The organism is Streptomyces sp. NPDC000941 (assembly GCF_053599555.1).
The window spans coordinates 1-13797 of the sequence record NZ_JBSFMM010000071.1 but is presented as its reverse complement, the minus strand read 5'-3'; the positions used below and the strand labels follow the sequence as shown (position 1 = coordinate 13797).

At 72.0% G+C, this 13797-nt stretch carries 10 protein-coding genes and 1 pseudogene; 7 read left to right on the top strand and 4 right to left on the bottom strand.

The features are described from left to right. Window positions 1–83 precede the first annotated feature (83 nt). Window positions 84–2492 (top strand): tetratricopeptide repeat protein, encoded by a 2409-nt coding sequence (locus ACWDSL_RS23090; RefSeq protein WP_450488233.1) that lies wholly within the window; start codon window positions 84–86, stop codon window positions 2490–2492. A 134-nt stretch (window positions 2493–2626) separates the two neighbouring features. Here ACWDSL_RS23090 and ACWDSL_RS23085 read toward each other — a convergent pair whose 3' ends face one another. Further along, window positions 2627–3982, bottom strand: a complete 1356-nt coding sequence (locus tag ACWDSL_RS23085; RefSeq protein WP_450488231.1) for a M64 family metallopeptidase — start codon at window positions 3980–3982, stop codon at window positions 2627–2629. 436 nt (window positions 3983–4418) lie between these two features. Here ACWDSL_RS23085 and ACWDSL_RS23080 point away from each other — a divergent pair, with 436 nt between their 5' ends. The 3 genes and pseudogenes from ACWDSL_RS23080 (at window position 4419) to ACWDSL_RS23070 (ending at window position 8122) form a co-directional block, all read left to right on the top strand. After that, on the top strand, window positions 4419–5861 hold the full coding sequence (locus ACWDSL_RS23080; RefSeq protein ID WP_450488229.1) for a helix-turn-helix domain-containing protein: 1443 nt from the start codon (window positions 4419–4421) through the stop codon (window positions 5859–5861). Window positions 5862–6152: 291 nt separating this feature from the next. Next, a pseudogene (locus ACWDSL_RS23075) lies at window positions 6153–6800 on the top strand (response regulator); the annotation flags it as partial. Between the two features lie 134 nt (window positions 6801–6934). Next, window positions 6935–8122 carry a sensor histidine kinase gene (locus ACWDSL_RS23070; protein WP_450488227.1) on the top strand — a complete coding sequence of 396 codons (1188 nt, stop codon included), beginning with the start codon at window positions 6935–6937 and terminating at the stop codon, window positions 8120–8122. 17 nt (window positions 8123–8139) lie between these two features. Here the strand turns inward: ACWDSL_RS23070 and ACWDSL_RS23065 are convergent, their stop codons facing one another. Continuing rightward, window positions 8140–8499, bottom strand: a complete 360-nt coding sequence (locus tag ACWDSL_RS23065) for an STAS domain-containing protein (RefSeq protein WP_450488291.1) — start codon at window positions 8497–8499, stop codon at window positions 8140–8142. Between the two features lie 326 nt (window positions 8500–8825). Here ACWDSL_RS23065 and ACWDSL_RS23060 point away from each other — a divergent pair, with 326 nt between their 5' ends. Beyond that, window positions 8826–9437 (top strand): sigma-70 family RNA polymerase sigma factor, encoded by a 612-nt coding sequence (locus ACWDSL_RS23060; RefSeq protein ID WP_450488225.1) that lies wholly within the window; start codon window positions 8826–8828, stop codon window positions 9435–9437. Continuing rightward, the gene (locus ACWDSL_RS23055) at window positions 9434–10834 is read left to right on the top strand and encodes a zf-HC2 domain-containing protein (RefSeq protein ID WP_450488224.1); all 1401 of its coding nucleotides are present in this window, start codon (window positions 9434–9436) and stop codon (window positions 10832–10834) included. The genes ACWDSL_RS23060 and ACWDSL_RS23055 overlap by 4 nt, the downstream gene beginning before the upstream one ends. Window positions 10835–10867: 33 nt before the next feature. Here the strand turns inward: ACWDSL_RS23055 and purU are convergent, their stop codons facing one another. Together purU and ACWDSL_RS23045 are read right to left on the bottom strand one after the other, a co-directional pair. Beyond that, complete coding sequence (gene purU / locus ACWDSL_RS23050; RefSeq protein ID WP_450488222.1) at window positions 10868–11737, bottom strand: formyltetrahydrofolate deformylase; 870 nt, start codon at window positions 11735–11737, stop codon at window positions 10868–10870. A gap of 33 nt (window positions 11738–11770) precedes the next feature. Then, entirely contained in the window at window positions 11771–12217 is a 447-nt protein-coding gene (locus ACWDSL_RS23045; protein WP_014177428.1) for an SCO4402 family protein, read from the bottom strand. A 171-nt stretch (window positions 12218–12388) separates the two neighbouring features. On the opposite strand from ACWDSL_RS23045, the gene ACWDSL_RS23040 reads away from it, so the two are divergent. Continuing rightward, complete coding sequence (locus ACWDSL_RS23040; RefSeq protein WP_450488220.1) at window positions 12389–13690, top strand: ABC transporter substrate-binding protein; 1302 nt, start codon at window positions 12389–12391, stop codon at window positions 13688–13690. The last annotated feature ends 107 nt before the right edge of the window (window positions 13691–13797 follow it).

The window sequence follows — 13797 nt, the reverse complement described above, 5'->3', positions numbered from 1 at the left end:
ACCGGGCGGGCTGTCGGACGCTTCTGTGACCATGGTCCGGACTGCCGAAGTCCCCTGCGAAGTCCCCTGCTGTGGAAGGTCCGATGGCCACCGATCTGTACGGCATCCGCGTCCTCGACGTCGCCCCCGACGAGTTGCGCGTCCGGTTCCGCGTCTTCGTCGTGTACTACGACACCGAGAGCCGGACCCACGCACCGCTGTCCGACGATCCGAGCTTTTTCTTCTGCATGCTGTGGGAGGCGACGAACCGCCTGCCGCTCACCTCGCTCCACCCGCTGCGGATGGTCGGCGTCGACGAGGTCCTGGACGGTGAGTGGGTCGCCGCGCACACCCATCGGTACGTCCGGCGGATCGAGCGGATAGCCACCCGCAACCACCCCGTGGCCGAGGCCGGTTGGCAGCGCCTGAGCGACTTCTACTACGAGCGTGACGGCCGCTGGAAGGACGAGGACCTGCTCGCGCAGGCCGACTACGACGTCGAGGTCACCGACGCCCGCTGGCTGGAGTCGCTGAGCCCCGGCCATGGCTGGGCGACCGCCTCGTACCCGACCACGGCCGACCAGGTCCTGGAGGCGGACGCGCCCACGGTGCTGGACCTGCGGCGTCCCGCGGTGACCCTCGCCCCGTTCCCGGACGAGGAGATCGACGAGGGCACCCCCAGCGATCTGGCCTTCTCCGACGACGGGCGGTATCTCGCGGTCACCAGCCAGGCGTGTGAGCTGGTGGTGTTCCGTACCGACGACTGGAGCGAGCACACCCGCGTCCCCTTCAGCGCCCTGTGGGGGCAGGACATCCAGTGGGTGCCCGGCACCCACCAGATCACCAAGCGCGTCCGATGGGGCGGCGGCGACGCGGACGACGAAGCCCCGACCTGCGCGTACGACGTCGACAGCGGCGCCGAGGTGGACATCCCCCCGCAGCCCCGCGAGGCCCGCTCGCGGACCGGCCGCTACCGGGCGGACGTCGGCTTCGGCCGCCACCGCGCCGATGGCGGCTACGGCGGCTTCACCGGTTTCGGCGGCTGGGTCGACGTCCTGTGCTCGTCCGGCCCATCGCCCCGCCGGCTGCACCTTCCGCGCGGGAAGGAGTCGGTCGGAAGCGTCTCCTTCACCGGCGACGAGCCCGGCCACGAGACCGGCCACGAGACCGGCGACAAGCCCGGCCACGCGACCCGGATGTTCGTCGGCCAGGGGAGCGAGGTGCACATCCTGGACCCGGAGACCGGACGCGTCCTGACCACGCTCACCGGAATCAAGTCCGACGCGATCGTCCGGCCGGACGGGGCCTATCTGGTGGCCGGTGGCGGGAAGGGCCCGGGCGACGACGGGATCGAGGGGGGCGAGCGGATCGACCTGTGGCGGGTCTCCGACGGCGCGCTGCTCATGCGCTGCCGGACCGGCGGCGACATCCTCCCCGCCATGGCCTGGTCGCCGGACGGCAGCATGCTCGCGGTCTCGGTGATCACCGGATACCAGGGGTACGGAGGCGAGTTCCGGATCTACCGCGCCGGAGCCCCCGTCGAGCCCCCGGAGGAGCCGCGCCTGACCCTCGAAGAGCTGCGCAAGCTCGCCGAGGACGCCCGGGACAAGGACGCCCTCTTCCTGTACGACCAGCTGATCGAGCGCGAAGAGGACCCCGCCGCTGTCGGCAGGGCGTACCGGAAGAAGGCCGATCTGCTGCGGGAGCGGGGACGCGATCTGCTCGGCGCCGCCGAGGCGTACCGGCGGGCGATCGAAATCGGCGGGGCGACGAACGCCCTGCGCGCGGCCTACGACCTCGCCTCGGTGCTGTACACCCTGCGGGACTTCGACGGCGCCGTGGAGGCCGCCCGGACGGCCCACCGCATCGCCGCCGGGCGCGATCTCGACCAGAAGAAGAACCGGACGTCGCTGGCCGAGATGGTGACGCGCCTCGCCGACATGCTGCGCACCCGCGGCGGCGACGGCGACAACGAGGAAGCCCGCGCCGCCTATCAGCAGGCCCTCGACCTCGGGGTCAAGAAGCCCGCCTGGGCGACGCTCGGCCTCGGTTGGACGGCCCTCAACCTGGGGGACGAGGAGAGCGCCGAGCCGTATCTGCTGCGCGCGGTGGAGCTGGCCGGAAGCGAGCTCACCACGCGGGGCTACGCCGCCATGCTGCTCGGCGGTATCGCCAAGGACCACCGCGATCTGACCGCCGCGCTGAAGTGGTACCAGAAGGCGTTCAAGGCCGACGACATCCACCGGCCGCTGGCCACCGGCCACCTCGGCGAGCTGCACTACTGGCTGGGCGACCGCGACGGCGCCCGTACCTGGTACGAGCGGCTGCTGAGGGCCACGGACGAGCCCGAGCTGGTCGCCGAGGGCGCCTTCAGGCTCGGTGAGATGGCCGCCGAGGACGGTGACCGCGGGCGCGCGGGCGAGCTGCTGGAACGGGCGGCCGGGACCGGAAGGGGGGAGTTCGCCGAGCGGGCCCGGGAGCTGCTGCGCGGCCTGTCGGCGGACACGTCCTGACTGGTGGGCTACGGATGTGGGCCGCCGGCCTCGCGGCGGCCCTACGCGCGCCGATTGGGCGGGAGCGCGGAAAAGAAGCCGCCCCGCGGCGGGGGTCCACGGGGCGGCAGCTGGGGGGTGGCGGCGATGAGCGGCTAGGAGGCGGCGACCTTCCAGGTGCGGGAGGTGGCCAGCTTCTTCTGCAGGGCGGGGTCCTTGACCGCCTTGGTGTTGTCCGTGGCCTTGGCGGTGATGGTGTGCGCACGGCCGTCGGCGGTGATGCCGAGGGAGGTCGGGGTGACCGAGCTCTTGCCGCGCGCGGCGGTGACCTCGGTGCCGTCCACGGACCAGGTGACCGACGCGGAGGCCGGGAAGGTGACCTTGATGGTCGCGTCGCGCTTGAGGGCGGTGCCCGTACCGGTGTTGCTGCCGAGCACACTGGCGTGCTGGTAGAAGCCCGCGATCATCGCCTCCCGGCCGGGGAGGCTGAACTCCCGGCCGAGGGTGCGCATGATCGAGTTATCGGTGGGGCGGTTGATGCCCTTGGGGTAGTAGCGCCCGCCCTCGTACGCGCCGACCGTGCCCCCGTCGGGCGAGGTCTGACCGATCCAGCGGTACCACTTCTTCTGCTGCGAGGTCATCTGCGCCGCGGTCAGCTTGGTGGCGTTGGACTCGTCGGGCTCGGCGCCGGTGTAGGTGCCGTAGTCGTCGTAGAAGTACTCGTCGGCCAGCTTGCCGAGGGAGTGGCCGGTCTCATGGACGGCCACCTGGTCGGAGTCGGCGTGGTCGGAGGAGGCGGTGGCGATGCCGTCGTAGCCGACCTGCGAGGTGAGGGTGTAGCCGGCGCCGCCGTACTTGGTGGAGTTGGAGAGCACGACGACCAGGTCGGCGTCCGGGGCCTTGGCGGCGTACGACTCGACCTTGTCGGTGTCGACGCACAGCAGCCGCTCGATGTCGTCGCACCAGAAGTACGACTTCAGCGCGGTGTCCTTGACGACGTCCTTGCCCGGGTCGCCGGAGACACCCGCCTGGTTGGAGACCGCGTCCACCGACCAGACGTTGAACAGCTCCTTGTAGGAGGCATACGGCTCGACGGCGGACATCTGCTCCCACTTGGACCGCAGATCGGCGTGGAAGTCGCCCTGCTGGGCGGAGGTGTAGCCGTCGCCGATGAAGACGACGTCGAGCTTGTCGGCCACCGGACCGGTCTGGATGACCGGGCTGACGTCGCCGTCGGCGGCCGCCTCGGAGACGGACAGGGCGCGGTTCGCGCGGGCGATGCGGTCGGGGGTGGCGGCCGGGACCTCGGTGTGGCGAGGGTGGCTGCCGGGGTGGGTGAAGTACTCCACCTCATGGGTGCGCTCGGCGGTCGGTGGCGCCGCGGCGCTGCTCGGGGGCGGCGGCGGATCCGTGGTGGCCGAGGCCGTCGCGGCCAGTGCGGCCGACAGAACGAAACCGCCGGCAACTGCTGCGGTGCGTATGGAGAAACGTCTGGGCAGACGTCTGCGCACGGTCTATACCCCCCGAACTCAACTTCGTAAGCAGCCAGTTAAGCACGATTAAGTCGCCGCTCAACCTAGGGGCTCGGGCCGCGCTTCGGCAATGGGGATTAGGGAAGTCGCTAGTAATCGTCAGCAGTTGTCAGTAGTCACCGGCGTCCCTCCGGCCCCGGCCGACAATGTCTCAGATGGCGTCTCACCATGTGTTTTCGGGGTGCGATCGCGATCCGTTCGGCGCCGGGAGCCGTATCGTCGAGCGATACGTCGAAGGGGGGAGGAGGGGGAAGGAGAGGGGCAGTGGTGGCCGGTGGGCCCCGGGATCCTGGCCGACGGACGGTCGCCGCCTCCTGCTCGACCAACCCTTGATCCACCGCCTCGACATGTTTCAATCCTCGCGTAAATGGACTTAGCTCGGTGATTAAGTTGCCGCCGAGGAGAAGAGGGCAGGGTGGGCGAGAGAAGCGCCGGGGACGTACGGACGGCGGACGGAGCCGCGGAGCTCGGACGCCGGGTGCTCCGGCTGCGTACGGAACGGGGGCTCACCCAGCGGCAGCTGGCCGAGCCCGCCTACACCGCCGCGTATGTCTCCACGCTGGAGTCCGGGAAAGTACGCCCCTCCGAAGCCGCGCTGCGCCATCTCGCCGCACGTCTCGGCATCAGCTACGAGGAGCTGACCACGGGCCGCGACCCGCGCGACGCGGTCCGGCTGCGCGCCGGGCTCACCGACGCCCGCAAGACGCTGGCCACCGGCGACGCCAAGGACGCGGCCACGCTGTTCGAGGAGCTGATGGCCGAGGCGGAGCGGCTCGGCCTCCGCGACGAGCGGGCCACGGCCCTGGTGGGGCTCGGCGACTGCGCACAGGAGACCGGCGAACTCGTAGCGGCCCGCGCCCACTACGAGGCGGCCGAACAACTGCTGGCCGACGAGCCGCTGCCCCGGCGGGTCCCGGCCATCCGCGGACGTGCCGTGGCCCACTTCCTCTCGGGCGAGCTGCGCTACTCCTGCTACCTCCTGGAGAGCGCCATCGACGAGCTCAACGCCTCGGGCCTGCACGACCCCAATGCCCTGCTGCTGCTCTACACCGCCTCGATCGCCCCGTACATGGACATGGGCGCGCACGCCCGCGCCGCGCGCTCCGCCGAGTTGGCGCTCGCGCTGGCCCCCAGCGTCGACGACCCGGGGCTGATCGCCCGGCTGCACCGCGGCGTGGCCCGCACCCTCATCGCCGAGGGCCGCACCGCCGAGGCGGACGCCTCGCTGGCCAAGGCGCAGGAGCTGTACGAGCAGCTGCGCATCCACACCGACCTGGCCCACTGCCACTGGATGCGCGGCTACGTCCACGCCCAGGACGGCAACCTGGAGCGGGCGGAGCGCGAACTGCGCATCGCGCGCGACATGCTGGCGTCCAAGCGGGCCGCGCTGTATGTGGTGCAGGTGGAGGTGGAGCTGGCGGACGTACTGCGGCGGCGCGGGCGGACGGCGGAGGCGGAGGAGCTGCTGCTGCCGCTGCTGAAGCGGTCCACGGGGGATGGTGAACCCGAACCCGAACCCGAAGAGGACGGGGCGACGGGAGACGACGGTGCGGCTTCCGGGCTCACCGCCGAGGCCGGCGCGGTGCACGCGGGCGGGGCCCACCGGCTGCTCGGCCTGATCGCGGAGGAGCGCGGCGACGCGGCGACGGCGGAGGAGCACTACCGCGCGGCCCTGTCCCTGCTGGAACGGACGGGCGCGGCGGGCGATCTGGCCGACCTGTGCCGGCTGCTGGGCGATCTGCTGCGCCGCGCCGGCCGCGCGGAGGCGGCGATGGACGCGTACCGCATGGGCCTGGGCCACCGCGCGGCCCCCGGCACCACCACCCTGGGCCCGGCCCCGGCGGAACCGCCGGTGTGAGGTGAAGAAACCGGTGAGGTGAAGAAACCGGTGAGGTAGAGAAACCGGTCAGGTAGAGAAAAAGGCCGCCGCGTGTGGGGGCCGCGGCGGCCTGGGCCGCGGGGTGGCGCGGCGTGGGACCACTGTGCCCCGCAACGGACCGGCGGGGAATCCACCCCTGGTCTCCCGTCACCCCCGCCGACCGGCGGGGGTGCTCCCCCCGATGGACGGAGGTAGCCACTCCACTTCGTACCGCGCATGCGGCAGGCTGTCTGGGCAATGAGCATGACAGCCAAGGGGAGGGAGCGGCCGGTGATCCGTGTGGCTGTGGTGGACGACGAAGCGCTCGTACGGTCCGGACTGCGGCTGATCCTGGGCACGGCCCCGGACATCGAGGTGGTCGCGGAGTGCTCCGGCGCCGACGCGGTGGCGGCGGTGCACAGCAGCGCGGCCGATGTGGTCCTCCTCGACATCCGGATGCCCGACGTGGACGGGCTGACCGTGCTGAGACGGCTGTTGGAGGCGGACCGCCCCCCGGCCGTCGCCATGCTGACCACCTTCGACGCGCAGGAGTACGTCACGGCCGCGCTGCGCGCGGGGGCCGTGGGGTTTCTGCTCAAGGACACCGATCCGGAACAGCTGGTCGGGGCCGTACGGACGCTCGCGCAGGGCGGCAGCGTGCTGGACCCGGGCGTCACCCGGGCCGTGATCGGCGGCTATCTGGCGGCCGAGGCGGAGGCCACGGCCTCGGCGGCGGTCGAGGCGCTGACGCCGCGCGAGCGGGAGGTGCTGGCGCTGCTCGGGGAGGGGCTGGCCAATCCGCAGATCGCGGAGCGGATGGGGCTGGCGCCCAGCACGGTCAAGGACCATGTACGGGCGCTGCTGGCCAAGTTGGGCGGGGTCAACCGGGTGCAGGCGGCGATCGTGGCCGACCGGGCGGGGCTGCTGGCGGGCGCTCCGTGGGCCGGGAGACCAGGGGGACCAGGCAGAACAGGGACGACAGGTGCCCCCGGGACAGCAGGGGCACCCAGGACAGCAAGAGCACCCGGGACGGCAGGGGCACCCGGGACCGCAGGAGCACCCGGGGGGCCGCGATGACCACGATGAGCACCCCCGTGCTGCGCTGGGCGTCGCTGCTCGTCCCCATGGCCCTCGCAGTGGCCGATGCGCTGCTGGTCAACGGCGTGACGCTGGGCCTGGAGCTGAATGTGTCGCTGGTCGCCGCCACCGCGCTGCTGCTGCGCCGACGGCTGCCGATGACCGTGTTCCTGGCCACGCTGCCAGGGATCCTCATCGGCTACGTCTGGTTCGCGCCCATGATCGCGATGTACACCGTGGCCGCGCGCCGCCCCGACCGCCGGCTGCTCGCCTTCTCGGCGGTGCTGCTGGCCATCGCGCACTTCGTACCGTGGCCGGTCTCGGACTTCGAGCCGACCGCGTACCAGGAGAACACCCTGACCCTGATCGACGCGTGCGTGACCTCCGTCGGCCCCATCGCGCTGGGCCTGCTGGTGCGCACCCGCAGCGAACTGGCAGCCCGTATCACGGACCTGACGCACAGCCGCCGCCACGCCGACGAGCTGCTGGCCCAGCAGGTGCTGAGCACCGAACGGGCCCGCCTCGCCCGGGAGATGCACGATGTCGTCGCGCACCAGGTCAGCCTCATCAGCCTGCAGGCCGGGGCGGTGCAGATCAGCGCGGCGGACACCCAGGCGCGGGAGAGCGCCCGGACGATCCGCGAGCTGTCGGTGCGCACCCTGGACGAGCTGCGCCACATGGTGGGCGTACTGCGCGCGGCGGGCGGCGACCTGGAAGAGCTCACCCCGCAGCCGTGCCTGGCCGATCTGCCGCGGCTGATCGAGCTGAGCGCGCTGGACGTGGACTACGAGGCGGACTACGGGGAGGGGGTGTTGGAGGGCCTGGGGCAGTCGGAGGCGGTCGAGCGGGCGGTGTTCCGCATCGTGCAGGAGGCGTTGACCAATGTGCGGAAGCACGCACCGGGCGCGCGGGTACGGGTCCGCGTCAGCGAGGCCAGTGCTGTCGGCGCGGAAGGCGACGGTAAGGGCGTGCGGGAGCTGTGGGTCGAGGTGCGCAACGGGGCGCCCGACGCGACGGCCACCGCGCCCGGCCTGCCGGGCGGCGGCCACGGCCTGATCGGCCTGCGCGAACGCGCCCAACTACTCGGCGGCACACTGGAGGCGCACCCCCTGCCCGACGGCGGCTTCGCCGTACGCGCCCGGCTGCCCGGAGTCCGGCCCGCGCCCCGGCCGCCCCGGAGCTGAGCGCCAGGGCCGGAGCGCTACGCGCTCAGCGGGTCCACGGCCGCCTCGGTCGCGGCGGTCAGGTCGGGGTAGACGTCGAACAGCCGCCGTACGCCGAGGGCCGCGAGGACCCGGTGGACATGGGAGCCGTGGGCCTCGCCCTGCGAGGGCAGGATCAGCCGCAGCCGGCCGGAACAGGACCGCATCAGCCGCCGCGTCGCGATGAGGACGCCGACCCCGCTGGAGTCGCAGAAGCGCACCTCCTGGAGGTCGAGGACCAACCAGTGGCGGCCCTCGGCCACCGCGTCGTGGACGTGCTGCCGGACCGCGGGGGAGGTCACCAGGTCCATCTCTCCTGAGACCTGGAGGACGACCCACTCCCCCCGCCGGCCCTCCATCACCTTCAACGTCACGCGCCCGAAGCCCTTCGCTCGCCCGCTATCCGGAATTGCCTGTTCCCCAGCGGCTGCCCGCCCGATGCCCCACCAAACACCCCCCGGCAGAAGCCAGAGATGACGACCTTATGCCGTGCGGAAGCGTTTCGTCGCGGGATTCGTGCGCAAAGTGACGGGCCCAATACCATCCGCAGCCCCACCGTGCCGCACTTTGCCGCATGGGGGCGTGTTGTGTCACCCCCCGCACTACATTCGATATGACGGTGGCATCGGCCCCGAAGACCTGGAGCCGACGCCCGGACGACTCGAACACGAGGAATGGGGGCCGTATGGCGAACGACGCACCGCCCCGCTGGGATCGCAGGATGCAGCAGCGGCTGGCACGCGGCGAGGCCGCCGCGCTGGGCGAGTTGTACGACCGTTTCGCCTCCCTCGTCCACAATCTGGCCCACCGCGTGCTCGAGGACGAGGAGGCCGCCGACCGCGTCACCCGCGAAGTGTTCGGCTACGCCTGGGAGAACCCGGACGCGTACGACCCCAAGCAGGGCACGCTGCGCTCCTGGATCGCCACACTCACCCACCGCCAGGCGGTGCACCGGCTCCGCGAGGCCGAGGCGCGCGCCGCCGCCCAACCGACCGGCGCCCAACCAACCGCTGCCCAACCAACCGACCGCACCCAGGAGGACATCGAGGAGAGGATCCGCGAAGCCTCCGTGGCCGCCCGCGCCGACTACATCGTCACGTCCATGCCCGCCCCGCTGCGCGCCGCCCTCGAACTGGCCTACTTCGACCGCCGCGACTACCGCCAGGCCGCGGCCGAGCTCGGTGTGACGGAGGACGAGGCGAGACGCCGCCTCCGGTTGGGCCTGCAGCTGCTGTCGACGGCCAACGTCCCACCCCCGGACGCCGTTCCGCCTCCCGGTTACGGACGGGCGCTGTGAACAGCCCCAGTGACGGCACCGGCGGCGCCGGCGGCACCGACGGCCCGGGGCGCGGCGACGAGCCACCCCTCGCGCCCGAGCCCGCCGACGCACCGCGCATACCCCCGCCGCGCCCGGCCGCCGAGGACAGCGGCCACTGGCCCGCCCACTGGCGCCCGGCGCCCGCCCCCGAAGCCGCGCCTGGCCCCGTGTCCGGCCCCGCGCCCGGCCCCGGGCCCGACGCGCCGCCCGGCCGCCCCGTGTCCGACGCCCCGTCCGTACCGGACTCGGAGCCCTGTGACCCGCCGCACCTCTCCCACGCCGTGCTGAAGTCGCTGCTGGGCGCCTGGGCCCTGACCGCATGCCCACCCGAGGAGACCGCCGCCGTGGAGGCGCACCTCAACCACTGCACCCCGTGCGCCGAAGAGGCCCTGCGGCTGCGCGAGGCGGTCGGTCTGCTGCACACCGAGCAGAGCCTGGACCTCGACCCGCTGCTGCGCTCCCGCGTGCTGGCGGGCTGTCTGGGCCGCCGCCCGGCCCGTATCCCGGTGCCCGACTGGGCCGGGGTCTACGACGCGGAGGCCGCCCGGCTGGACGCGCTGCTGCGCGACATGGGCGAGGCGGAGTGGAGAGCGCCGGTGCGGCTCAGATGGTTCGACGGGGAGCGGCTGGTGGGGCGGGACACCACCGTCGCCGGGGTGATAGGCCACCTGATGGTGGTCGACGGCATCCTCGCCGCGTCCCTCGGGCTGCCCGATCCGCTCGGCGCCCACGCGCCGGGCTCCCCGGCGGACCGTACGGAGGCGTACTGGCGCGGCGTGCCCGCGCGGGGGCCGAAAGCCGCCGGGGAGCCGGGGGCGGTGCGCGAACCGTGGCGGGAGCAGGGCCATGCGCTGGTGCGGACCGTGTCCTTCGCCGGGCGCGGCGTACGCGATCTCTCCGTGCCGTACGGGGACTTCTCGCTGCCCATACGCGACTCGTTCCTCGACCGCGCCTTCGAGTGCTGGGTGCACGCCGGGGACATCGCCGAGGCGATCGACTACCCGTACGAGCCACCCGCCTCGGCCCACCTCAAGCCCATGGTCGACCTGTGCGCCCGGCTGCTGCCCGACGCCCTCGCGGAGCGCCGCCGGGCCGGGCTCGCGGGGCCGCCCCGGCGGCTGGTCGAGGCCGGCGCGCCGGGCCGTACGCTCCATCTGGAGGTCGAGGGCAGCGGCGACTGGTACATCCCGCTGGACTCCCCCGCCGCACAGCCCTCCCCGGAGGACGCCGTGGCCCATATCGCGCTCGACCGCGAGGCCTTCTACCAGCTGGCGGCCGGGCATGTGCCGCCCCAGGAGGCGGCCGCCGGACAGCTCGGCGACCCGGAGGCGATCCGCGACGTCCTCTTCGCGACGGCGTCCCTGTCGCGCCTGTGAGACCTGTCGCGCCTATGAGACCTGGGTACAGGCTCAGGCGAACACCACGGTCCGGTGGCCGTTGAGCAGCACCCGCCGCTCGCTGTGCCACTTCACCGCCCGCGCCAGCGCCTGGCACTCCACATCGCGCCCCACCGCCACCAGCTGGTCCGGGGTGAGCTCATGGCCCACCCGCTCGACCTCCTGCTCGATGATCGGGCCCTCGTCCAGGTCAGCCGTCACATAGTGGGCCGTCGCGCCGATCAGCTTCACACCGCGGGCGTGCGCCTGGTGGTACGGCTTGGCGCCCTTGAAGCTCGGCAGGAAGGAGTGGTGGATGTTGATGATGCGCCCCGACAGCCGCTTGCACAGGTCGTCCGAGAGCACCTGCATATAGCGGGCCAGGACCACCAGCTCCACCTTCTCGGCCTCCACCAGCTCCAGCAGCTCCGCCTCCGCCTGGGCCTTGTTCTCCTTCGTCACCGGGATGTGCCGGAAGGGGATCCCGTACGAGCCCACCAGCTCCGCGAAGTCGGTGTGGTTGGAGACCACCGCCGCGATCTCGACGGGCAGCGCCCCGATCCGCGAGCGGAAGAGCAGGTCGTTCAGGCAGTGGCCGAACTTGCTGACCAGCAGCACGACGCGCATCTTCTCGGCGGCCGGGTGGATCTGCCAGTCCATCCGGAAGGACTCGCCGACCGCCGCGAAGCTCGCCCGCAGGTCCTCCACCCGCACCGGCGAGACCGCCCGGAAGTGCACCCGCATGAAGAAGAGCCCGGTGTCGCGGTCGCCGAACTGCTGACTGTCCTCGATGTTGCAGCCGGTCATGAAGAGATAACTCGACACGGCGTGCACGATGCCCTGCTTGTCCGGGCAGGACAGAGTGAGGATGTACTGGTCGGCGGCGGAATGCGACTGGCTCATGACTCCATAGCGTCGCACACCCCGCGCGGATCCCTAGACCGCATTGGTCATGATCGCCAGCACTTCGAGGGTGTGCGGGGGCAGGTCGGGGTCCTCACCGTCGTTGGCCGCGAGCCGCACATGCGCCTCGCGCGCCGCCCGGACCGCCTCCGGCCACCCGTGGTGCTCCAGGTAGGCCGAGGGCAGGGCGTCCGCGCCGACCTGGTGCATGATCCGCAGCACTCTGAGGACGGCGACGTCGACGAGCGCCGCCTCCTGCGAGTCGCGGAAGATCGTGCCGACGTACTTCTCGGCCGACCAGTTGTCCAGCCAGGTGTCCTCCACCAGCCGGTACACGGCGTCGGTGACGTCCCCGTATCCGTCCAGGCCCGCCAGCCAGCACTCCTGCTGGAAGACGGGATCAGAGAGCATATGAAGCGCTGAGCGCACATTGCTGCGCCAGCGCCACCACGGCATGTCATTGACAGGCATGCCGCCCATGGTGGTCGAGCGACGGCCGCGACGGGAAGACTTCTCCGAACCTTGCACGGGAATCGATCGTACGTTCTTCGCGGGCACACATGCACCGACCCCCCTAATTCACCCTCTCGTCACTTTCTCGCCATTTGCGATAGCCGCCCCGTTACGAGCGGAACGCCACGCTCATATGCCATGACCGGATGGCGACTTTTCTCCCCACGCCCGTGGCTGACGGCCGCGCTCTGTGCCGCGGTCGGGGCGGGGACGCTGACCGGCTGCGGCGCGCTGTCCGGGACGGGATCCAAGGACCCCGTCACCGTCATGACCTGGGCGCCCGAGAACACCAAAGCGACCAATATGCCCGAGATGCCCGCGATGGCGAAGGCATACGCCCGCTGGGTCAACGACAACGGCGGCATCCACGGCCGCAAGCTGAAGGTGCTCACCTGCAACGAGCGCAACGACCCCTCGGAGGCGGCCCGCTGCGCCCGGCGTGCCGCGGATGAGAACGTCGTCGCGGTCGTCGGCTCGTACAGCCAGTTCGGCCGCTACTTCATCTCCGCCCTGGAGGGCTCGGGCATCCCCTATATCGGCGGATACGGGCTGACGCAGGAGGAGTTCGACAGCCCGTACTCCTACCCGGTCAACGGCGGCCAGGCCGCCCTGCTGGCCGGCAACGGACGGCAGCTGGCCTCCGTATGCCGCCGCGTCTCCCTCGTCCGCCCCGACACCATCGCGGGCGACGAGCTGCCCGAACTCCTCGACGCGGGCCTGACGGCCGGCAAGCGCCGCGCCGCCACCGACGTACGGGCCCCCGAGGACGCCGGCGACTATCTGCGGCAGGCCCGCACCGCCCTGAACGGCGTGGGCGCCGAAGCCGCCCTGGGCGGCGCCGCGCAGGGCGCCGAGCTGCCCGACTCCTGTGTGACCGCGGCGCTGGGAGAGCGCACCGGCACCTTCTTCGACTCCTTCCGGCGGCTCCAGGAGGACCACCCGAAGGTACGGATAGCCTCCGTGCTCGGCAGCGTCCGCCAGTCCCTCGTGGACAGCACCGGCGGCCGCGAGAGCCCGCTGGAGGGCGCGTACGCCACCGGCTGGTACCCGGCCGCGGACGATCCGCGCTGGGCGCCCATGAAGAAGGTCATCAAGGACTACGCCTTCGAAGACGCCCGTATCGACGCGGAGGACCCCGGCACCCAGACCACCTGGATCGCCTACACCGTGCTGCGGTCCGTCCTGAACTCCCTGAAGGCCGACGACATCAGCGCCCGCTCCATCCGGCGCGAGCTGGACAACGGCCACGCGGTCGGCACCGGGGGCCTCACCCCGGAACTCCGCTGGGGCTACAAGGACGCGCTGTCCATCCACGGCTATCCGCGCATGGTGAACGCGGACGTGACCTACCAGGTGGTGCGGGACGGGCGGCTGGTCGCGGTCCGCAAGGGGTTCGTGGACGTCTCGACGACGCTCCGGCGGTACGCCAAGGCGGACTAGGCCCAATTTGCGGTGAGTATGGGACAGCGACACGCCGACGTTACGGCACCCCCCGGGCCAGGAACGTCGTGATGGCCGCGATGAACGAGGCCCAGGCCGCCCGCAAC